The organism is Flavobacterium sp., assembly GCF_046293665.1.
Taxonomy (GTDB): domain Bacteria; phylum Bacteroidota; class Bacteroidia; order Flavobacteriales; family Flavobacteriaceae; genus Flavobacterium.
This window is the reverse complement of the sequence record NZ_JBKBOL010000002.1, coordinates 159,076-181,249: the sequence shown is the minus strand read 5'-3', so window position 1 is coordinate 181,249 and position 22,174 is coordinate 159,076. Positions and strand designations below refer to the sequence as shown.

Below are 22,174 nucleotides of genomic sequence, written 5' to 3'. Positions count from 1 at the left end.
GAAATTTTTCTTAGTAATTCCACATATCAGACTCGAAACTACGAATCTTTTCTTTGATACGTTCTGATTCAAGAAGTTGCATTTGAGAATTATCCTTCATGTACTGTTGGATTTCTCTGTCACCATATACATTTTCTTCTTTGTAAATCACCCCGTTAAATCTACGGGAATTCAACAAGTGATCAAAAGTAATTGGCATGGCAGAATTCTTATCATTAAAAGCTTTTGCTTCATGAAGAACATCTCTTACAGCAGGAAAATAGACCCAAAATAAATCGATAACATCAGCATTGTCATTCCCGGCATCTCTAGCCTCTGGGGTTACCGGACAAAGGGCTAATAATCTGTATTTCAACTCACCTTGACGCTTGTCAAAATACCAATACCCTTTGATTTTGTAACCAGAAATATAACTTGCATCAAGATCTTTTTTGTTGATGTATTGTGGATCCAATACAGCCGCTGGAGCAGCAGGAACTTCTTGTGTTACCCACTTACCGTTAACCTTAACTCTTTGTGTTGTAGCTTTTGGATAAAATTCATCGTAATGGTCATTGATGTAATCTTTACCAGCTGGAATTGTATCAACAAAACTAAAGGAAGACTCCATGTCCTTGTAAGTTTTCTTGGTGTTAAAATAATCATCAGAATACACTTCTGTTATTTTTCCACTTTTAATGTTTTTAATTAAAACATCAAACAATGAACGTCTTTCCTTTCCAACAAATGCAGTGTCAATAGGGTAATACAATGGAAAATTAATTCTTTCATCAACATCTACAAACTCCCAAATGGTTTTACCCATTAACACATCTCTGTCATGTACATAACCATAAGGCAGTGGTTTGTCATTATCAGAAATTAACTGAGCAGGGGTCTTCTTTCCAATCTCATCCGGCACTTTTGCATTCAATAAATTTGACTGAGAAAAAGAGTTGAAACTCAATATCAGGGCAAAAGCTATTAATAAAAGATTTTTAATTTTCATGATTTATTATTTAAGTATTTAAGTAGGTTTTCTATCAACTTAAACTAATTATTGTATTTCGTAAACTACTGGTGCTGCATCTTTGGTAATAACATTTGCACCACCAACTATTTTAGTTTTAATTTCAGAAATTGTTACTTGATCGCCCTTAGTTGCTCTCATTAGAGCCGCTTTACATTGTGCATTAACTCTATCTCCATTTACAATGATTGCAGGTTGACCTGGTACTTTGAAAGTAAATCTAGTCACATCAAATTTTAAATCATACAAGAAATCTTCCAATTCTGCAGTAACTTGAGATACTTCTAAACGAGACTTAGCCCCTTTAAGCACACCAACTTGTCGTCCAATAGCTCCGGCCGGAGCAGGTATGTTTTTAATTCTGAATACTTTTCTATCAGAAGCCGATGTCCCATCAGGCATTTTTGCAGTTACGGAAACAGTTACTTCAGTACCTGATCCAGGATTCAAATTATATTTCCCATTCCCTGAAGATTTTGTCAATCCAGGCGCAGAAGCACTAACATTACTATCAGGAATACCTGCAAATGAAATAGTCATAGGGTTTTCCAAACCTCTGTATACAACATTCATTTTATCAGCTGAAATATTTGCTGTTTTTGGGCGCGGTACTACTACATATTTACCTTCGAATTTTAATGGCACCGGTTTTCCGTCTTCCATAAATGAAAAAGTTCCATTAATGGTTTTTTCACCAACACCACCAGCTGTCATCGATATGATAGCTTGCCCGTTTTCGATTTTACCTGGTCCAGAAAAACTTGTTGGAACAGTATTAGCATCATATTTGCCTAATACTACTTTACCTTTTACTGTTTCGCCTTCAAAGAATACATTTTTTTCTAAAACAACCATAGCCTGGAAGTTTTTAAATGAAGCTATGTCAGTGATAGTGTTACCAATTAAAGCATTATAAATATCTTGCTCAGTTTGTTCCACATCATTTTGCATACTAGTAAGTTTAGCTATAGAAGCAATTGCAGGAAAACCTTCAAAGTGATAAGACAAATATTTTTTCTTAACACCCTCCTTATCTTTAACATCGTCTAAATTAAATTTAGCCTTAATGTTTTCGATTACCTTAATATATTTAACATCTGTACCAAAAACAGCAATTAAATCCTTTTTGTACTTATCAATGTTAGCAATTATTTCATCACCTTTTTTGGAATATCTGTCACCTTCAAACCAATTTTCATCGATGTAACCACCTTTGTCCATTGCTTCATAGGGCAATTTCCCATCTTTTTCTCTTTCAAATTCTTTCGAAACTCCGTCTTTCAGACTACCTAAATAATCATAAAGTTGTTTTGAAATCACTTTAACTTGTTTTGCTTTATCCAAAGGAGCTTTAAAACTAGCAGGATTATCTTCAGCTTTTTGTTCTAAACTAGTTAATAGATTTTTATTGTACTCCTGAGAAAATTTATTTACGCCTTCAAATTTTTCATTCATTAATCCAAAAGCTGTCAATACTTCTTTTGACATGTTTAGTGCCAACATCGCGATGAAAACCAGGTACATTAGGTTAATCATCTTCTGTCTAGGGGTTAGTTTTCCTCCTGCCATTTTTTCTAATTAGTTATTGTTTTGTTAATAAAAATATAGTTCAAAAACTAATTATCCTTTGTTACTCATAGCAGATAACATACCACCGTAAACATTATTCAATGTAGATAAGTTTGATGTTAACGATTGCATTTGATCTTTTAATTTAAGGTTGTTTTCAGCAACTTCGTCGTTGATTTTTGCATTTCTTTCAGCACTTTGTAATTGTACTTGGTACAAACCATTCAAAGTTTCTAATTGAGTGGCAGCTTTAGTCATTTCTTCTGCATATTTTTTTGTAGAAGCTACAGAATCAACAGTTGGAGAAATTGCTTTAGCAGCGCCTTCAAAATTTTTGATACTGTTTCCTAAGCTCTCCATTAACTGTCCGTCAATTTTAGCTTCTTTCAACATATTATCTAATTTTTGAGACAACAAACCTTGAGCATCTTTTGGATCTTCTTTTTTGGTTCTTTCTTTAGCTTCTCCTCCTGCTAATTCAGGATAAACTAATGACCAATCTAATTCATTATCAACAGGGTCAAAAGCTGATAAACCGAAGATTAATGCTTCAACCGAAAGTCCAATGATAAGCATTTCACTTGCTCCAGTCCAGTGTTGAATTTTGAATAGTGCTCCGATGATTACAACCGCCGCTCCCATCCCGTAAGCGAAATTCATTGCTTTTTTGCTTAATAATGCCATAATAATAAAAATTTTAGTTAGTTAAGTTAAATATAATTAAGTTGGTTTAAAATTTATTTTCTAGGTGCTTTCCCATTTTTTGTCACTTGAGTTCCCATGTAATCTTGTACTGTTCTGAAACCGATATAACTTCTTGCAGTATCAGCATATTCAAAATCTCTGGTTCCTACCTGTAAGAAGTAAGCAACATCTTTCCAAGATCCGCCACGTACCACTTTGCGCATGTTTTTGTTGTCTTGTACTGTTGGATTCATTGAAGAAACATACTCATAAGCAGCTGCATCATAAGAAGAATCGGTCCATTCTGCGACATTACCAGACATGTTGTATAGATTGTATCCGTTTGGCTCGTATGATTTTGCTTCTACCGTATACAATGCTTGGTCAGCGGCATAATCTCCTCTGTTAGGTTTGAAGTTAGCTAAGAAACAACCTCTGTCATTTTTTGCATAAGGACCACCCCAAGGATAAGTTGCTGATTCTAATCCACCTCTCGCTGCATATTCCCACTCAGCTTCAGTAGGCAATCTGAAAGAGTTAATCAAATCTGTTCTGTTCTTTTTCTTTTTAGATTTAATGTAAGCGTTTTTGTTTAAAGTTCTCCAAGCACAAAATGCTTTAGCTTGTTTCCAAGACACCCCAACAACCGGATATTCTCCGTAAGCTTGGTGCCAAAAATAATCATTGTGCATTGGTTCATTATAAGAATATTCAAAATCCTTAATCCAAACTGTTGTATCTGGGTAAACTTCTTGTTGCTCTGTTCTGATAAATGAACTTCTTTTTCCAACTTTAGCTTTAGCCGCCGCTTGAATATCCATCCAAGAATATCTGAATTTTAATTTTTTAACATCAATAGTTCTTAAACCATTAAAAGATTCAGCAACTGGTAAATACATGGTATCCATAACCTCTGAGTAATACTCATCCGGATATTTGCTGGTATCTTTTATTAGCTTCACTTTTCTGTTTAGTCTTCTACCTGCATAAGGATCATCATCAGTCCCAACACTGTAATAATTCTCATACATGTATTTGTCGTATGGCGTCATTTTTGCCGGATCAGCATCGTTAAAAGCAAAATCACCAATACTTCCGGCATTTTTACCTTTACCTCCTGAACCAGCAGTCTGACCAACTTCATCTGCAAGAATAGCCAAACGAACTCTAATGGTAGAATCCTTGACCCATTCCACAAACTGACGGTATTCGCTGTTCGTGATTTCTGTTTCGTCCATATAAAATGCTCTAACAGTTACCGTTTTAGTTGGGGCGTCTTGTACATTAGCTAAATCGTCATCGGATTTACCCATAATGTATGCTCCACCCGGAATCAAAGTCATTCCAAACGGCTTCTCTGGATGCCATTTCTTTCCTTTAACTCCTACTAACTCACCTTTGTCGCTTGATCGTCCACAGCTCGTTAATAAAGCTAAAACTGATGCGAATACAATGACCTTCTTCATATAAATTGGGGTTATTTGAATGTTTTATTTTTAAGGGCGTAAACCTATTTATTATTTTTCAAAAAAGCAATTAAATAATACTAAATTTTATTATGCTTGCCTTCTATGTATAATTTCACTTTTCAAAAATAGAATTTTAAAAGTTATTAAAAAAACTTTTTATCGATAAAATGCGCTTTTTATCTGTTTAAGTGCATTTTTTGACTATTTTTGTAAGTTATAAATTATATTTTTTGTGCTTTTTAATTTATAATCTGTTTTATTTAACTGTTAAATGCTGTTTTTCCGCTGAGCTTTCCACCATCTTTCAGGTATTTCATGGTTGCAAGCAGCCAAATACTCATCATGCGAACAAGGTAATAACGTGTTTTTTTTCAGTTTATTGTGTTGGCCTGAAAAAAAATTTATTTCTATCCACCAACGATCTGTTTTGTTGCTTTTATAAAAAACCAATTCTTCATTTTCCAAGGGCACTATATACTTTAAATAATTGTCTTTAGTCCCAAATGGATATTCATTAGAACGATAATTTACTCCTTCGATAAAATACCATATCATTTGAGCGATAAGCACAGACTCCTCTTTACTATTATTGTGATTAAATATTCCGAAGGAGCTTACCTTGTCACTAATTCCGGCATATCTTGACAGACTACAAATTTCTTTTCCGTCAAATCCGTTCGGAGTAAAGTTAATTAAATTTCCTGAATCTGAGGACTTTACAGCATTTAAATCTACGCAAACGATATCGGCATCTCTAAAAACAGGTTCGGATAAAGCTATGTTATTTGAAATTTCACCTAATCTGTAGGCATCGAAATATAATTTTTCCACTAAATCAATCTCTTCCTGTGAATTATAATAGGTTTGGTACCCAATATTACTAAAGTTAAAAAGATTATTAGGCTCGTCTAAAATTATTTTTGACAAATAAGAGTTTGAAGTGATTCCTTCCTCTTGTTTACCAATATCAAACTTACTGTCTATAGAAACCAAATTGACCATTTGTTCTAAACTATCATAAGCTCTATATAAAGGATAAGTCAAATCTTGAGTTCCGCCAATTATCATTGGAATGACTCCTTTTCGAATCAATTTAGCACAAACTTTCTGTAAGGCAAAAAAAGTGTCTTCTAATGAATTTCCAGGAAGGATATCGCCTAAATCGGCAATTGAACTTTGCCAATTCCCCGGAAACAAACTATATAATTCTTTGCGAATGGCATTTAGATTAACTTCCTCAAAAGCTTTTAAATCGCCGCGGTTTTCTAAAACACCAATAATGGCAATCTTTACTTTATCGGTATCGGGAAAATCTTTATCTGTATGAAACGCGACTTTACTTCCCAAGTGTTGAGAAGACAATCCGTTTATAAATTGCATAATCTCATGATCAATCGGAGACAGAAAATCGAATTCCATAGCTTATTTCTTTTTAGCAGGTGTTTTTTTTGTAGTAGCTTTTTTAGCTGCCGGTTTTTTTGCAGCTGTTTTTTTCTCAGGCGTTTTCTTGGCAATCATTTCTTGCACTTGTTCCAAAGTCAATTTAGAAGCATCAATATCTTTGTTCAATTCAATTTTGATTTTTCCTTTAGTGATTACTGATTTTCCCCAACGGGCTTTTTCCACCAAAATACCTTCTTCCTTCCAGTTGTGGATTACTTTGTCGATGTCTTTTTGCAGTTTTTCTTCAATTAATTCAGCCACATCTGATTGTGATAAATTATCGAAGTTGTATTTTTTATTGACATTGATAAAGATGCCGTTCCATTTTAAGAATGGTCCAAAACGACCTACGCCTTTTTGAACGTCCATATCTTTGTAAACTGCGATTGGTGCATCGGCTTTGGCTTTATCATCAATCAATTCTTTAGCGCGCTCCATAGTTACATCTAATGGATCTTCGCCTCTTGGCAACGAAATGAATTGCTTTCCGAAACGAACATACGGTCCGAAACGACCATTGCTCACTTCTACTTCTTCGCCTTTGTATTCGCCAAGGTTTTTTGGCAACAAGAATAAATTCAACGCTTCTTCTAAAGTAATGTTGCCAATATTTTGCTCTTGACGCAAACTTGCGAATTGTTTTTCTTCATCTTCAGCATCGCCGATTTGGGCCATCGGACCAAATTTCCCTAAACGAACCGAAACCGGCTTACCTGTTTTTGGATCCGTACCCAATATTCTTTCACCACTTTCACGATCAGCATTTTTTTCTACTTCTACTACATTCGGATGGAACTTGTTGTAGAAATCCTGCATCATTTTCGCCCAATCGATGTTGCCTTCGGCTATTTCGTCAAAATCTTGCTCTACTTTTGCTGTGAAATTATAATCTAAAATCGCTGCAAAGTTTTTAACCAAGAAGTCATTTACAATTGTTCCGATATCTGTAGGCACCAATTTACCTTTATCGGAACCGGTGTTTTCTTTTAAAATCTTTTCGTCAACCTTACTATCTTTTAAAGTAAGCTGAACATATTTTCTTTCTACGCCGTCTAAGTTTCCTTTTTCAACATAGTTTCTATTGATAATGGTAGAAATCGTCGGTGCATAAGTCGATGGACGACCTATTCCCAATTCTTCTAACTTCTTAACCAAAGAAGCTTCGGTATATCTTGATGCCGGACGCGTATATCTTTCGGTTGCCGTGATATTGTTGTTAGCCAATTTCTCATTGACTTTCAAAGCCGGCAACATGCCTTCTTGCTCTTCATCGTCGTCATCACTTCCTTCTAAATACACTTTTAAGAAACCTTCAAACTTGATCACTTCTCCTGTGGCCTGGAAAACTTCTGAATGATTATTGGCTTCAATTTTAACGTTGGTTCTTTCCAATTCAGCATCGCTCATTTGTGAAGCTAAAGTTCTTTTCCAAATCAGTTCATATAAACGCGCTTGATCCCTTTCTACATTCACCGTGTGACGCGACATATCCGTTGGACGAATTGCTTCGTGGGCTTCTTGTGCACCTTTTGATTTGGTATTGAAATTTCTCGGTTTGCTGAATTCTGCTCCGTAATAACTGGTAATTTCCGCTTGTGCTGCAGCTTGTGCTTCTTGTGATAAGTTTACACTATCAGTTCTCATGTATGTGATGAGTCCGGCTTCGTATAAACGTTGGGCGATTTGCATGGTGATACCTACCGGCAAATATAATTTTCGGGCAGCTTCTTGTTGCAACGTTGATGTTGTAAACGGCGCGGCCGGTGATTTTTTGGTTGGTTTGGTTTCTAAATCGGCTACTTTATAAGTGGAACCGATGTTTTTTTGCAAAAAGTCTTCGGCTTCTTTTTTGGTAGCGAAGTTTTTCGGCAATTTGGCTTTGACTACTTTTCCGGCTTCGTTGATAAATTCTGCGGTGACGGAATATGAAGCTACGGCTTTGAATTCTTGTATTTCTCTTTCACGTTCTACAATTAATCTAACCGATACCGATTGTACACGACCGGCAGACAAACCGCCTTTTACTTTTTTCCATAAAACTGGTGAAAGCTCGTAACCTACCAATCGGTCTAAAACTCTTCGAGCTTGTTGGGCGTTAACTAAGTTGTAATCGATTCCGCGTGGATTTTCGATGGCTTTTTGAATAGCGGTTTTAGTGATTTCGTGGAAAACAATTCTTTTGGTTTTGTTTTTGTCTAATTTTAATTCTTCCGCCAAGTGCCAAGAAATGGCTTCTCCTTCGCGGTCCTCATCGGAGGCCAACCAAACCATTTCGGCGTTTTTGGCTAATCCTTTTAATTTAGTGACCAAAGCTTTTTTATCGGAAGAGACTTCGTATTTGGGTTTAAAACCATTCAAGACATCTACTCCAATTTCTTTGGAAGGCAAGTCGGCAATGTGCCCGTAACTCGACTCTACTTGGTAATCACTACCCAGAAATTTTTCGATTGTTTTTGCCTTTGCCGGCGACTCCACGATAACTAAATTCTTTGCCATATCCCGATTGTTTATGCGGACAAAAGTAAACGTTTTTTTTAAAAAACCGATTTAGTGTGATTTTTTAACGATGATTGACTCTAAAAAAGATTCATTTATACCTTAATATATTACACCCATTTGAAGCATTATTTAAAAAGAAAAAATCCCAACACAAAAGACGCCAACTCATTAGCCCCGATTGCAACGGCGCCTTGCAGAGTGGAAAGCGGGAACACGGATTACAAGCACACCCAAACCACTCGCTCCAAAACTTTTGTTAAACCATCTCTGCCATCTTGTCATATTTTATAATTTAGTATTATCTTTGCTCTCCCGAAAGCGAAACATTAGATATGGAAAAGGAAATAGAAGAGAAAAAACAAGGCACCAGCTTGGTTTTAGAACAAAAAGAAGGCAATACTAAAAAACTATTTATAGAAAGCTATGGCTGTGCGATGAATTTTTCGGACAGTGAAATTGTGGCGTCTATTTTGACCGAACAAGGTTATAATACTACTCAGAAATTGGAAGAAGCCGACTTGGTCTTAGTCAACACTTGTTCTATCCGAGACAAAGCAGAACAAACCGTACGCAAGCGTTTGGAGAAATACAATGCGGTAAAACGCAGCATTAATCCGGGGATGAAAGTGGGTGTTTTGGGTTGTATGGCTGAGCGTTTGAAAAGTCAGTTCCTCGAAGAAGAAAAAATCGTGGACATGGTCGTTGGACCTGATGCTTACAAGGATTTACCGAATTTGTTAAAAGAAGTAGAAGAAGGTCGCGATGCGATAAATGTTATCCTTTCTAAAGATGAAACTTATGGCGATGTTTCTCCGGTACGTTTGAACAGCAATGGGGTGAATGCTTTTGTTTCGATTACCCGTGGCTGCGACAATATGTGTACGTTTTGCGTTGTACCTTTTACTCGTGGTCGTGAGCGTAGCCGTGAACCGCAAAGTATTATGGCTGAAATTCAGGATTTATGGGACAGAGGTTTTAAAGAAGTTTGTCTTTTAGGCCAAAATGTCGACAGTTATCTTTGGTATGGCGGCGGTTTGAAAAAAGATTTCGACAAAGCCACCGAAATGCAAAAAGCCACAGCGACAGATTTTGCACAACTTTTAGAGCAATGCGCCATTGCTTTCCCTAAAATGCGTTTCCGTTTTTCGACTTCAAATCCGCAAGACATGCACGAAGAAGTATTGCATGTGATTGCCAAATATGACAACGTTTGTAACTATATTCACTTACCGGTACAAAGCGGAAGCACGCGAATTTTGAAAGAAATGAACCGCCAACACACCCGTGAAGAATACATGGAACTGATTGACAAAATCAAACGCATTATTCCGAATTGTTCGATTTCACAAGATATGATTGCCGGTTTCCCAACCGAAACTGAGGAAGACCATAAAGATACCTTGACTTTGATGGAATATGTGGAATATGACTTTGGTTATATGTTTGCTTATTCTGAAAGACCGGGCACTTTGGCCGCCAGAAAGATGGAAGACGATGTTCCGGAAGAAGTAAAGAAAAGACGTTTGCAAGAGATTGTAGACTTACAACAAATATTAAGTGAAAAGAGAACCAAACGTTTCTTGGGTCAAACCGTTGAAATTTTGATTGAAAAAGAATCGAAAAAATCCGATAAACATTGGAGCGGCAGAAACTCTGAAAATGTAGTGACTGTTTTCCCGAAAGGCGATTATAAAGTCGGTGATTTCGTAATGGTTAAAATAAGCGATTGCACGACTGCTACTTTAATTGGAGAAGCGGTTGGTTACAGCGAAATGCAAAATTAAATTGTTTCAAGTTTCATGTTTAAAAGTTTCAAGTTAGTTTGGAGCATTAAACCTGAAACTTGAAACTTGAAACAAAAAAAATGGAAACCGTTCAAAACATAAAACAACGCTTTGAGATTATCGGGAACGACCCGAAGCTCAATCGCGCCATTGAAAAAGCAATTCAGGTGGCTCCAACAGATATTTCGGTATTGGTTGTGGGTGAAAGTGGTGTTGGTAAAGAGAGTATTCCTAGAATTATCCATTCGCTTTCGCATAGAAAACACGGCAAATACATTGCGGTAAACTGCGGTGCTATTCCCGAAGGAACCATTGACAGTGAATTATTCGGACACGAAAAAGGCGCTTTTACCGGTGCCACCAATACCCGTGAAGGTTATTTTGAAGTAGCTGATGGCGGAACCATTTTCTTGGATGAAGTAGGCGAATTGCCATTGACAACACAAGTTCGTTTATTGCGTGTTTTGGAAAATGGAGAATTTATTAAAGTCGGTTCCTCGCAAGTACAAAAAACCAATGTCAGAATTGTAGCGGCGACGAATGTGAATATGTTTGACGCCATTGAAAAAGGAAAATTCCGTGAGGATTTGTATTACAGATTAAGTACCGTTGATATTCCGTTGCCGCCATTGCGTGACCGAAAAGACGATATTCATTTGTTGTTTAGAAAATTCGCTGCCGATTTTGCTCACAAATACAAAATGCCACCAATTAGATTGAGCGACGACGCGGTTCAATTTTTACAAAAATACCGTTGGAGTGGCAATATCCGTCAATTGCGCAATGTGGCAGAGCAAATTTCGGTTTTGGAAACCAATCGCGACATTTCATTGGCGACTTTACAATCATATCTTCCAACTGAAGGCAGTACATTACCATCAGTGGTTGGCGGAAAGAAATCAGACAGCGATTTTGCTACCGAAAGAGATATTTTATACAAAGTGCTTTTTGATATGAAAAGTGACTTGAATGACTTAAAGAAACTAACTTTGGAATTGATGAAAAACGGTGCGAAAGTGCAAGATATCAATCCGAGTTTGATTCAAAAAGTCTATGGTTCCAAAGAAACTGAAAGCGAAATTTCTTTTGAAGAAACACCGAGAGTCAATGTAATTCCAACACAAAGTCAAGCGCATCAAGAAGAATTTGAGGAAGAAGACGACCAAAATTACTTAGACGCCGAAACCGTTGAAGAGGAAGAAGTTTTAAAATTAGAACAAAAAGAAATTGAGCTCATCAAAAAATCTTTGGAACGCCACAAAGGCAAACGCAAAGCGGCGGCTGATGAATTAGGCATTTCAGAAAGAACACTGTATCGAAAAATAAAACAGTTTGATTTGTAACTCAATTGATAATTAACAATTGAAAAATATATCTTTGAAGCTTCTATGAAAAACACAAAATACATTTTGCTTTTACTAATTGCTTTTAGCATCAACAGTTGTTCAGTATACAATTTTACCGGAACAGGAAAAATTGACGCCAAAACGTTCCAAGTAAACTATTTTCAGAATGCTTCTGAATTGGTTGAACCCGGCATTGATTTAAGTTTTACCAGAAAGCTACAGGATTTAATTCAAAATCAAACCAATCTGAATCTGGTCAATTCCAATGGCGATTTGATGTACGAAGGAGAAATTGTCGATTACAGAATCACCCCAATGACAGCAACAGCCGACCAAAAAGCAGCGGAAAGCAGATTAACGATAGCGGTTATGGTTCGTTTTACCAACAAAAACAAAGAAGCGGATAACTTCGAGAAAAGATTTTCTTTTTTCTATGATTATAGCGGCCAAAGCCAATTAGTTGGTTCACAATTAACAACCGCTCTAGACGTAATATTTGAAAGGATTACCCAAGATATTTTTAACGAGTCACTTGCCAAATGGTAAAAAATAGTTGGCAGTATTCAGTAACCGTTGGCAGTTTTTATAACTTTAACCAATTTTAAACTGAACACTGAACACTGAACACTGAACACTTTGAATTTAACTGATTATACTTATTTACTCAACAAACCCGAAGCTATCAACGATAGGTATGCGGAAACCTTAGACAATGTGCTGAGCGCTTTCCCGTATTTTCAAAGTGCTCGTGTTTTGAAGTTAAAGCATTTGTACAATCAGGACAGTTTCAATTATAATTATGCACTGAAAGTTTCAGCAGCTTATACAACAGACAGAAGTGTTTTATTCGATTTTATCACTTCGGATTCTTTTGTTTCGGTACAAAAAGGTTTGTATGAAAAGAAACTGGAAGAATTAATGAACATGAATGTGGTTGGCATTGAAGAAGTAATTGTAGACTATAAACCGCTGCCAATTGACCCATTGGAACAATCAATTCTGACTTCTATCAAAGAAGCATCACCATCAGATGAACAAAAAGCCGAAGAAAAATTAGCGATTGGTAAACCCTTGGAATTTTCTAAGGACGAAAAGCACTCCTTTCAAGAATGGTTACAATTATCCAGATTAAAACCAATCATCAGAGAAGAAACTTCAAAAATCATTTCTCCTGCTGATGAAGAAAAAAAGAAGAAATTGGAATTAATCGATAAGTTTATCGAAAACAATCCGAAAATTACTCCAATAGCTAAAGACGCCGTTGCACCAATAATAGAACCGATTGCGGAGGAAACATCATACTTAATGACTGAAACATTAGCCAGAGTTTATTTGGAACAAAAAAAATATGCGAAAGCAATTCAAGCTTATGAAATATTAATTTTGAAATATCCGGAAAAAAGTAGTTTCTTTGCAAACCGAATTTCGGATATAAAAATTTTACAACAGAATAACAATTAATTACAATATATCATGTTTACTATTTTTTTAGCAGCAATAACTTTAGTTTGTTTCTTATTAATCATCGCTGTAATGGTACAAAATCCTAAAGGTGGCGGTTTATCTTCTTCTTTAGGCGGATCTCAAATGTTGGGCGGTGTTCAAAAAACTACTGACTTTTTGGATAAAAGTACTTGGTTTTTGGCAGGAGCTTTAATTGTTTTGATTTTATTATCAAGCATCAGTTTCCCAAGCATGGTTGGACAATCAGATTCAAAAGTAATTGACCAAACAGAAATTGCTCCAAAAACAGCTGCTCCTGCGGCAAATACTCCGGCAAAACCGGCTGAAGAAAAAAAATAATAAAGACATCTCTTTATCTTAATGCCAGCGCTGACATGCTGGCATTTTTTTTAGGAAAAAATGACAGTTTTAAGGGGTTGGCACAATTTCTGAAAACCAACGCAACAGTTCAATAACACAAATAATTTATCATTATGGCATTAAATATTAAACCTCTTTCAGACAGAGTGATTGTAGAACCTGCTGCAGCTGAAACGCAAACTGCTTCAGGAATAATTATCCCGGACACTGCTAAAGAAAAACCACAAAAAGGTAAAGTAGTAGCCGTAGGAAACGGAAAAAAAGATGAGCCTTTAACCGTTAAAGTTGGCGATACTGTTTTATATGGAAAGTATGCCGGAACCGATTTAAAGTTCGATGGCAAAGATTATTTAATCATGCGTGAGGACGATATCCTTGCGATTATCTAATGAAGTAATAAGATTTGAGTATTAAATATTAAGACTATAAACAAAAAACAAAATGGCAAAAGATATAAAATTCGACATTGAAGCTCGCGACGGTTTAAAACGTGGTGTTGATGCCTTAGCGAATGCAGTTAAAGTGACTTTAGGTCCTAAAGGAAGAAATGTAATTATTGGAAAATCATTTGGCGGACCAAACGTTACTAAAGACGGTGTTACCGTAGCCAAAGAAATTGAATTGAAAGACCCATTAGAAAATATGGGTGCTCAAATGGTGAAAGAAGTAGCTTCTAAAACCAATGATTTAGCCGGAGACGGAACTACAACAGCAACGGTTTTAGCGCAAGCCATCGTAAAAGAAGGTTTGAAAAACGTTGCCGCTGGAGCCAATCCGATGGACTTAAAACGAGGCATCGACAAAGCCGTTGAAGCTATCGTAACAGATCTTGGTAAACAAGCCAAAGTAGTTGGAAGTGATTCTGAAAAAATCAAACAAATCGCCTCTATTTCAGCAAATAATGATGAAGTTATTGGCGAATTAATCGCTACTGCTTTTGGAAAAGTAGGCAAAGAAGGTGTAATCACTGTAGAAGAAGCTAAAGGAACTGACACTTACGTTGACGTGGTTGAAGGAATGCAATTCGACAGAGGTTATTTGTCTCCGTATTTTGTGACCAATCCCGAAAAAATGGAGGTTGAATTAGAAAGACCTTACATTCTTTTATACGACAAAAAAGTATCTTCCTTAAAAGAATTATTACCAATATTAGAACCGGTAGCACAATCAGGAAAACCGTTATTGATTATTGCAGAAGATGTTGACGGAGAAGCTCTATCTACTTTAGTAGTAAACAAATTGCGTGGTGCCTTGAAAATTGCCGCCGTAAAAGCGCCTGGATTCGGTGACAGAAGAAAAGCAATGTTGGAAGACATCGCCATCTTAACCGGAGGAACGGTAATCGCTGAAGAAAGCGGTTATACTTTAGAAAATACAACTTTAGAAATGTTGGGAACTGCTGAAAAAGTAACCATTGACAAAGACAATACAACCATTGTAAACGGCGCTGGTGAAGCCGACATGATTAAAAATCGTGTCAACCAAATCAAAGCCCAAATGGAAACTACTACTTCTGACTACGATAAAGAAAAACTGCAAGAACGTTTGGCTAAATTGGCCGGTGGTGTTGCTGTTCTTTACGTTGGCGCTGCTTCTGAAGTAGAAATGAAAGAGAAAAAAGACCGTGTTGACGATGCATTACACGCTACTCGTGCCGCTGTAGAAGAAGGAATCGTTGCCGGTGGCGGTGTTGCACTTTTGAGAGCTAAAAGTGTTTTAGCCGATTTAAAAGCTGATAATGCTGACGAAGCAACCGGAATCCAAATTGTATCGCGCGCTGTAGAATCTCCATTGAGAACTATTGTTGAAAATGCCGGTTTGGAAGGTTCTGTTGTAGTGGCAAAAGTTTCTGAAGGCAAAGCTAATTTTGGTTACAACGCCAAGACTGACGAATACGTTGACATGTTAAAAGCCGGAATCATCGATCCTAAAAAAGTAACTCGTGTAGCTTTAGAAAATGCTGCTTCAGTTGCCGGAATGATTTTAACAACCGAATGTGCTTTAGTAGAAATCAAAGAAGAAAATGCCGGTGGTGGAATGCCAATGGGCGGAGGAATGCCGGGAATGATGTAAAAATCTCGGAGTTTATCTTCAACAAATATTATTTACCAAAAACGTCTCGAAATTTCGGGGCGTTTTTTTATTCGTTTTGTAAATAAACTTTTATATTTTTGAGAGTGAAAACTCTAATCCATTGGAAATGCATAAAAGCTTGCCCCTGATAATCATTTTATTCCTCTCAACTATTCTTCAAAGTCAAGAAGCAAACGATAAAAATGTTTCTACAATTGCAACTGCTATTGATGATTACTTTTTTTTGGAAAGAGAAAACATCCATCTTCATCTGAACAAAACGACTTTCTTATCCAACGAAAAAATTTGGTTCAAAGGATATGTAGTCAATAGAAAAACTAATCAACCTTTTTTTAACACGACCAATGTTTTTGCTCTTTTGTATGATGACAAAGGCAACAAATTGTTTGAAAAATTACTTTTTGCCAATAACGGAACCTTTACAGGAAAGTTTGAACTTGATAAAAATCTTCACTCAGGCGATTATTACATTCAAGTTTATACCAATTGGATGAACAACTTTTTGGAAAGCGAATCAACAATTCAAAAAGTAAAAATAATCAATCCGACCGAAGGTGCTATTGTAACAAACACCAACCCAACGGAAACTCTGGCTATATCTTTAAATCCGGAAGGCGGTAGCTACATTAAAGGCGTAAGCAATATTGTTGGCGTAAAATTAGCCGACTGTTTTGGAAATACTTTTGACAAAGCAAGTATAGAAATTCAGGACGAAATGAACAATGTTTTACAAACTATAAAATTGAATCCTTTTGGATTTGGAAAATTTGAAATCATTCCATCAAACAGTCCGATAAAAGCGGTTTTACAATCAAGTAGTTTGAAAGTTGAAACCCTATTGCCGTTAGCTTCAGAAACAGGAATTTCTCTTGAAGTGAATAATTTTTCTTTTGCCGATCAAGTCATTATTAAAGTGAAAACCAATATAGAAACCATTCCTTTATTAAAAGACAAATCACTACATGTTATTGTTCATCAAGATGATAAAAAAAACATCACACCACTAAAAGTAGGCATTGACCATCTCGAACAAACTATTTCAATTGCCAATAAATATTTATCGGAAGGAATTAATACCATTAGAATAATAGACAGTGATTTGAAGCAATGGTGCGAAAGAGTGATCTATATTCCTCAAAAAGAAGTCAAACCCATAAACGTTATGACTAACTTTAAGAAAGACGGTAAAATAAAAATGGTTGGTTATTCAGACTATGCTGATGCTAACTTGAGTATTTCTATCCTACCGGAAGAAACCAAAGCCCATGATATTGAAAACAATTTTATCTATGCTTCAACCATTAGTCCGTATATCACTGAAAATTTCTCCAATACTAACTACTATTTTGCAGAACCTAACAGAAAAAAGTACTATGAATTGGATTTGGTTTTACTCAATCAAAAAAAACCAAAATATAACTGGAGAAATATTGTCTCAAATCCTCCTAAATCAAATTACACTTTCGACATTGGCTTAACCATAAAAGGAACCGTGAATCAGGAATTGAAAAACCAAGAAGACTATAAAGTTAGGTTGTATTCCGCTTTAGATTTAATTTTAGTTTTATCAGATTTGAATAAGAAAAACGAATATCAATTTGAGAACATAGCAGTCGCTGACTCTACCGTTGTTGATTTGGCCTTATTAAAATCTCCTGAACTAAATGTGATTTCAACAAAATTTGCTACTCAAGTTTTAAACAGAAACAAACCCTTTAAAAAACCTTTTTTGGTTCCCTTTAGTGATTGTCCAAAACCTCAATTTTATACTTATGACACCTCGTTCGACCTACCCAAATTCAACGGAGAAATAATCAATTTAAATGAAGTGGTACTTAAGACCAATCCAAAAAAGACTTTAGTTAATGAAAATAAATATGGAAATGCTCATTTAAGAGGTTATAAAATACCGGAGAATGACACTTCCAGTTTACTCGGATTCATAGAACAAAACGGATTCAATGTAAACCGAACATCGATGGGAGAAGTTTCTATAACCGGAAGACAAAATTCTACCTTATTAGGTGCTGCAACTACACCTGAAGTATATCTTGACGACAGGGTTTTATTTTCATTTGCCGAACTCGACATGTTAGACATGACCGATATTGATGAAATCTACATCAGTTCAACAGCAATTGTTCCTTCTACGAGAAACAAACAAGGAATTATCAAAATTTACAGAAGAAAAAACTTCATCACAAAATCAACGGTAAAGTCAACTTCGTTTATGATTAAACAAGGATTTGAACGCAATTCGAGCTTTGTCAATAATGATTATCTAAGCTTTACCAATAAAGGATTTGAAAATTACGGCATTGTAGATTGGTGTCAAACCATCTTAACTGACGAAAAAGGAAATTTTGTTTTTGAATTTCTAGACGCAAACATCAAAAAATACAAAATCGTGATTCAGGGATTTACTATTGATGGTAAACTAATCAATAAAGAATTCAATATCTCGATTGATTAGTTTAAACCAACAAATTTAGTTTTCCGTTTCTTCTTCTTTTGGATGCTTTTTAATCATTTTAAGCACTACCGGTAAAGTTGAAACTAAAATAATAATGATTATGATTTTCTCAATATGATGTTTTAAATCGATCTCAAATTTCTCTAAAAACAGACCATATAAATAGTGTCCGGCGAAGATTAAGATAAATGACCACAAGAATGAACTTAGTATGTTATAAAACATAAATTTCTTTTTATCCATCGTTACAATTCCGGCTACAATTGGCGCAAAAGTTCTAACAACAGGTAAAAAACGGGCGAAGATAATAGCTTTTCCTCCATATCTTTCAAAAAAATCTTTAGATTGAATTAAGTACTTTTTCTTCCAAAAAAAACTGTCTTCTTTTTTATAGAGATAGTAACCGCTTTTGGAACCAAACCAATAGCCAATCATATTCCCTAAAATTCCGGCAACAGCTACCAAAAGTGCTAATAAAGTCACATTAATCAAATCACTTTCGATGAAAGTAAAATTCTCTACTAAACTACGGCTGTAAATTCCGGCCAAAAACAATAAACTGTCTCCGGGTAAAAAGAAACCTGCAAACAAACCGGTTTCGGCAAATACAATAAACAATACAATCCAAAGCCCAATTTTTACACCACCAACTGTCATGGTTATGTAAAACTCAGGGTTCAATAATTGCATCCAATCAAAATCACTCATGGATTATAAAATTAAAAATGGGTAAAAAATTCGAGCGTGAAATTAGTGCTTTTTTTTGGGATAATAGTCAACTTTAAGGTTTTTACAACACTAGATTTTGAATCAAAGAAACCGACACGGTATGATTGATTGTGTTGTTTGAAGATGAAGAAGTTATATAGTGATTTAGATAACCCATTTCAAATCTTGTATTGTTATTATGGTTAAAACCAAGTCCGATTAAAAAGCGATTTTGGTCAAAGAACTTATTGTTAACCTCATTATTGCCCAAGTTTAAGAAAACTTCACTTTGCAAAACAACATAAATTTCTTCTTGATTGGATTTTAAACTTACCAAACGAAACAAATTTCGATTCAAATAACGCAATCGATTTTGGTAATTGCTCCCAAAAGAAACCACATCATCGTTTATTAAACCGATCTTTTCAACCCAACGCTGTTCCAATCGGAATCGATGTAAAAAAGTATTTTTCCCATTGCTCCATTTTTTGTTAACTTGGTATTGTTCCCAAATGCGATTCTCTTTAAAAAAATCATCTGCTGAAGCACTAAAAGTATTCACTAAAGCATAACCTCCCGATATATTCTTTGATCCGGAAAGATAATAGATTGCTCCTAACCTGAATAAATTTTGCTGGTTTTGTTCCAATTGGTTGTCCATCCTGAATTGTGCTTCCAAATGAAAACCCCAATGATCTGAAACTTTATATTGACCGGTATAAGCGAACCAAACTCTTTGGTCTTGTTTGGTTTGTTGAGAAAATCCAGCAGAAAAGAAAGTGAGGCAGATAAAAACGAGTATTATTCTCAAAACGATTATTTTTTGGTAAAAATAGCAATAAAAAAACTCCTTAAAAAGTTAAGGAGTTTTAAAATTTATTTTCTTTCGTAAAGACAACAACCGTGAAGTTTTTGATAATCTTCTTCGGTTGCTTTGACATCCTCTGAATCGTGTCCTACTTTAGCAATAGCCTTTTTAACGTCTGTTACCGAACATTTTTCTTCATTGATAATCAAATGCAACATATGATCATCAATATGCCATTCGGCACTTTTCACTCCCGAAACTGAAAAAGCGGCTTTTTCTATTCGCTTTTTACACATTTCACAATTGCCGTTGACTTCAATATTGTATTTGGCATTTTTACTCTTTTTATCTTGAGCTTGTGTTGTAAATGCTACAAAAAGCAACATCATTCCTAAAACTATATTTTTCATAGTCTATATTTTTAAATTGTTATTTTATTTTGAATCGTAATCCGGCATAATACATCTGACCGAAAACCGGCGCATAAACAATTGACGTATCAAATGTTGGTCCAAAAGGATTTTCAGCACCTAAAACCGCCTTGTGTTGGGTATAATTTCCAATGTTTTCACCACCAACATACACTTCAAAAGTACTCGAAAAAGTCCTAGTGATTTGTGCATTCATTGTAGAGAACGAAGGCGAGAAATTAGGCAATCTATCATGATGCGGATTGGTTGACGTATTGGGTAATTGTTGTTTGCCTAACCAATTCCAAGTGAAATCAAATTTCCATTGTTGTCCTTTTTCTTTGATGTGGGTTTCATATTCTATGTTGCCAAAAAAACGATGCTTCGCTTGTAAAGGTCTTTGGTAACTTCCGGAGATATAATCGGTTGAAATATCATAGTATTTGTATGCAGTTCTCAAATTTAAGTGTTTGATGATTTCTAAATTGAAATCCAATTGTAAACTATTGGCGTATGATTTTCCCTCTAAATTATAAAACAAAACTTCTTGCGGAGAATTCATCACATCCACGACTGCTTGGTTCTGGAAATCAGTTCGGTAGAAGTCAATAGTTGCATCGGCTTTTAAACCAAAAAGCATGAAATTTTGGGTAAAACTCAATCCGTAATTCCAAGCAATTTCGGGATCTAAACCATAGATTTTTCCATTGGTATCCAAAACTGAAAACGTTCTTGAACTGGCAAAAAGGTTTTGGTTTTCCGCAAAAATATTCGCCGCCCGTTTGCCTCTTCCGGCAGAAAAACGGAATACCGATTTGTCCCAAGGATTGTATTTTGCATGTAATCTTGGCGTGAAAAAGGCTCCTAACCTATTGTGATAATCCAGTCGCCCGCCTAAAATATAACTGAACTTGTCGTTGTCATCAAAAGTGTATTCGAAGAACGCACCAACAGAATTGTCTATTCGACTCACATCTGCTAAGTTTACAAACTCGGAATATTTATCATACGAAAAATTCAATCCCGTAGCAAACTTGTGCATCGTGTTACTTATAATCGAGTTGAAGATTAGATTCGAATAATAGCTTTGCTGTTTGATATCATATTGGTTCAAACCAAAATACGATGCTTGATTGTGCGATGTAAAAGCATTCTGAAAACCTACACTTTGATAAGGCATGTCTTTGAAAACATAGCCTATTTTAGAAGAAAAATCCAAACGCTCAGTATTGATTTCAGAACCCCAAAAATTGGTCGTCAATCTGTCTCTATCCGGATCAAAATCTAATTCTCCGGTTTGCTTTTGATCATTCATATAACGAACATTCAAAAACGAAACCCAACCCGATTCAGGATTATAATATTGCCAACGATTAGCTATGTTCAATTGCTTTCCTAATGGATTATCCATGAACCCATCGTCATTCATATCGTTTTTAGAAACTCGAGCATTGCCGTGAACGAACAAACTCGTCGACCATTTATCGGACACTTTCTTATTGAAATGGGTATTGATTTCGAAACGACTTCCCGTATCGCCATAAGCGTTTAAAAAGAAAGGAATGTCACCCAAAGGTTTGATTAATTCGGTATTAATTTGACCCGAAATACTTTCGAAACCGTTGACAACACTTCCGGCGCCTTTGGTGATTTGGATGCTTTCTACCCAAGTTCCTGGTGTAAAGGATAAGCCGTAAGCTTGAGAAGCACCACGAACCGAAGGAATATTTTCCTCGGTAATCATGATATACGGACTGGTTAGTCCAAGCATTTTGATTTGTTTGGTTCCGGTCAAAGCATCTGAAAAATTCACATCGATGGATGGATTGGTTTCGAAGCTTTCGGCCAAATTACAACAAGCGGCTTTGAGTAGCTCTTTGCTCGTGACTAGAGTAGTATTGGCGGCGCCTTTAATTGATTTTTTTATTCCTTTTCGACTACCTTCTACAGTTACGGTTTTCAAAGTGTCTTGTTTCAAAGATTCCTGTGAAAATCCTAAAGTAGAAAATAACAACGCTAGGAATAGCGGTATATTTTTCATTTTGTTGATTTAA

18 protein-coding genes are annotated in these 22,174 nt (G+C 35.7%); 8 read left to right on the top strand and 10 right to left on the bottom strand.

Translation table 11 applies throughout. The annotated features are described in order from the left end of the window. Positions 1-10: 10 nt before the first annotated feature. The 6 genes from gldN to topA form a co-directional block, all read right to left on the bottom strand. A complete protein-coding gene (gene gldN / locus ACK4R1_RS05265; RefSeq protein WP_409684408.1) occupies positions 11-988 on the bottom strand; it encodes a gliding motility protein GldN in 978 nt (325 codons plus the stop codon). Between the two features lie 48 nt (positions 989-1,036). Beyond that, on the bottom strand, positions 1,037-2,578 hold the full coding sequence (gldM, locus tag ACK4R1_RS05260) for a gliding motility protein GldM (protein ID WP_409684406.1): 1,542 nt from the start codon (positions 2,576-2,578) through the stop codon (positions 1,037-1,039). Between the two features lie 51 nt (positions 2,579-2,629). Next, positions 2,630-3,262, bottom strand: coding sequence for a gliding motility protein GldL (gene gldL, locus ACK4R1_RS05255; protein WP_409684404.1), 633 nt, complete (start codon positions 3,260-3,262; stop codon positions 2,630-2,632). 53 nt (positions 3,263-3,315) lie between these two features. Then, a complete protein-coding gene (gene gldK, locus ACK4R1_RS05250; RefSeq protein ID WP_409684402.1) occupies positions 3,316-4,728 on the bottom strand; it encodes a gliding motility lipoprotein GldK in 1,413 nt (470 codons plus the stop codon). A gap of 270 nt (positions 4,729-4,998) precedes the next feature. Next, complete coding sequence (locus ACK4R1_RS05245; RefSeq protein WP_409684400.1) at positions 4,999-6,150, bottom strand: formimidoylglutamase; 1,152 nt, start codon at positions 6,148-6,150, stop codon at positions 4,999-5,001. A gap of 3 nt (positions 6,151-6,153) precedes the next feature. Continuing rightward, positions 6,154-8,670 (bottom strand): type I DNA topoisomerase, encoded by a 2,517-nt coding sequence (gene topA / locus ACK4R1_RS05240; RefSeq protein ID WP_409684398.1) that lies wholly within the window; start codon positions 8,668-8,670, stop codon positions 6,154-6,156. A 335-nt stretch (positions 8,671-9,005) separates the two neighbouring features. Between topA and miaB the strand changes: the two genes are divergently transcribed. The 8 genes from miaB (at position 9,006) to ACK4R1_RS05200 (ending at position 18,194) form a co-directional block, all read left to right on the top strand. Next, entirely contained in the window at positions 9,006-10,457 is a 1,452-nt protein-coding gene (gene miaB, locus ACK4R1_RS05235) for a tRNA (N6-isopentenyl adenosine(37)-C2)-methylthiotransferase MiaB (RefSeq protein WP_409684396.1), read from the top strand. Between the two features lie 80 nt (positions 10,458-10,537). Beyond that, a complete protein-coding gene (locus ACK4R1_RS05230; protein ID WP_409684394.1) occupies positions 10,538-11,800 on the top strand; it encodes a sigma-54 interaction domain-containing protein in 1,263 nt (420 codons plus the stop codon). Positions 11,801-11,845: 45 nt separating this feature from the next. Continuing rightward, positions 11,846-12,349, top strand: coding sequence for an LptE family protein (locus ACK4R1_RS05225; protein WP_409684392.1), 504 nt, complete (start codon positions 11,846-11,848; stop codon positions 12,347-12,349). Between the two features lie 90 nt (positions 12,350-12,439). Next, positions 12,440-13,264, top strand: a complete 825-nt coding sequence (locus ACK4R1_RS05220) for a tetratricopeptide repeat protein (protein WP_409684390.1) — start codon at positions 12,440-12,442, stop codon at positions 13,262-13,264. A gap of 12 nt (positions 13,265-13,276) precedes the next feature. Beyond that, positions 13,277-13,606: a preprotein translocase subunit SecG gene (gene secG, locus ACK4R1_RS05215; RefSeq protein ID WP_409684388.1), complete on the top strand. Its 330-nt coding sequence runs from the start codon at positions 13,277-13,279 to the stop codon at positions 13,604-13,606. A 134-nt stretch (positions 13,607-13,740) separates the two neighbouring features. Beyond that, the gene (groES, locus tag ACK4R1_RS05210) at positions 13,741-14,016 is read left to right on the top strand and encodes a co-chaperone GroES (RefSeq protein ID WP_121311772.1); all 276 of its coding nucleotides are present in this window, start codon (positions 13,741-13,743) and stop codon (positions 14,014-14,016) included. A 52-nt stretch (positions 14,017-14,068) separates the two neighbouring features. Next, complete coding sequence (groL, locus tag ACK4R1_RS05205) at positions 14,069-15,700, top strand: chaperonin GroEL (RefSeq protein ID WP_409684386.1); 1,632 nt, start codon at positions 14,069-14,071, stop codon at positions 15,698-15,700. A gap of 127 nt (positions 15,701-15,827) precedes the next feature. Continuing rightward, positions 15,828-18,194 (top strand): hypothetical protein, encoded by a 2,367-nt coding sequence (locus ACK4R1_RS05200; RefSeq protein WP_409684384.1) that lies wholly within the window; start codon positions 15,828-15,830, stop codon positions 18,192-18,194. A gap of 15 nt (positions 18,195-18,209) precedes the next feature. Here the strand turns inward: ACK4R1_RS05200 and ACK4R1_RS05195 are convergent, their stop codons facing one another. The 4 genes from ACK4R1_RS05195 to ACK4R1_RS05180 form a co-directional block, all read right to left on the bottom strand. Continuing rightward, positions 18,210-18,902, bottom strand: coding sequence for a DedA family protein (locus tag ACK4R1_RS05195; protein ID WP_409684382.1), 693 nt, complete (start codon positions 18,900-18,902; stop codon positions 18,210-18,212). Positions 18,903-18,984: 82 nt separating this feature from the next. After that, on the bottom strand, positions 18,985-19,713 hold the full coding sequence (locus ACK4R1_RS05190) for a DUF2490 domain-containing protein (protein WP_409684380.1): 729 nt from the start codon (positions 19,711-19,713) through the stop codon (positions 18,985-18,987). Positions 19,714-19,778: 65 nt separating this feature from the next. Then, entirely contained in the window at positions 19,779-20,120 is a 342-nt protein-coding gene (locus ACK4R1_RS05185) for a heavy-metal-associated domain-containing protein (protein WP_409684378.1), read from the bottom strand. A 19-nt stretch (positions 20,121-20,139) separates the two neighbouring features. Next, positions 20,140-22,161: a TonB-dependent receptor plug domain-containing protein gene (locus ACK4R1_RS05180; RefSeq protein ID WP_409684376.1), complete on the bottom strand. Its 2,022-nt coding sequence runs from the start codon at positions 22,159-22,161 to the stop codon at positions 20,140-20,142. Positions 22,162-22,174 lie beyond the last annotated feature (13 nt).

Coding starts and splice junctions, on each gene's coding strand:
- gldM (WP_409684406.1), bottom strand. CDS start 2,578: ATGGCAGGAGGAAAACTAACCCCTAGACAGAAGATGATTAACCTAATG.
- ACK4R1_RS05185 (WP_409684378.1), bottom strand. CDS start 20,120: ATGAAAAATATAGTTTTAGGAATGATGTTGCTTTTTGTAGCATTTACA.
- gldN (WP_409684408.1), bottom strand. CDS start 988: ATGAAAATTAAAAATCTTTTATTAATAGCTTTTGCCCTGATATTGAGT.
- ACK4R1_RS05230 (WP_409684394.1), top strand. CDS start 10,538: ATGGAAACCGTTCAAAACATAAAACAACGCTTTGAGATTATCGGGAAC.
- gldK (WP_409684402.1), bottom strand. CDS start 4,728: ATGAAGAAGGTCATTGTATTCGCATCAGTTTTAGCTTTATTAACGAGC.
- groL (WP_409684386.1), top strand. CDS start 14,069: ATGGCAAAAGATATAAAATTCGACATTGAAGCTCGCGACGGTTTAAAA.
- miaB (WP_409684396.1), top strand. CDS start 9,006: ATGGAAAAGGAAATAGAAGAGAAAAAACAAGGCACCAGCTTGGTTTTA.
- groES (WP_121311772.1), top strand. CDS start 13,741: ATGGCATTAAATATTAAACCTCTTTCAGACAGAGTGATTGTAGAACCT.
- topA (WP_409684398.1), bottom strand. CDS start 8,670: ATGGCAAAGAATTTAGTTATCGTGGAGTCGCCGGCAAAGGCAAAAACA.
- secG (WP_409684388.1), top strand. CDS start 13,277: ATGTTTACTATTTTTTTAGCAGCAATAACTTTAGTTTGTTTCTTATTA.
- ACK4R1_RS05245 (WP_409684400.1), bottom strand. CDS start 6,150: ATGGAATTCGATTTTCTGTCTCCGATTGATCATGAGATTATGCAATTT.
- ACK4R1_RS05225 (WP_409684392.1), top strand. CDS start 11,846: ATGAAAAACACAAAATACATTTTGCTTTTACTAATTGCTTTTAGCATC.
- gldL (WP_409684404.1), bottom strand. CDS start 3,262: ATGGCATTATTAAGCAAAAAAGCAATGAATTTCGCTTACGGGATGGGA.
- ACK4R1_RS05195 (WP_409684382.1), bottom strand. CDS start 18,902: ATGAGTGATTTTGATTGGATGCAATTATTGAACCCTGAGTTTTACATA.
- ACK4R1_RS05180 (WP_409684376.1), bottom strand. CDS start 22,161: ATGAAAAATATACCGCTATTCCTAGCGTTGTTATTTTCTACTTTAGGA.
- ACK4R1_RS05200 (WP_409684384.1), top strand. CDS start 15,828: ATGCATAAAAGCTTGCCCCTGATAATCATTTTATTCCTCTCAACTATT.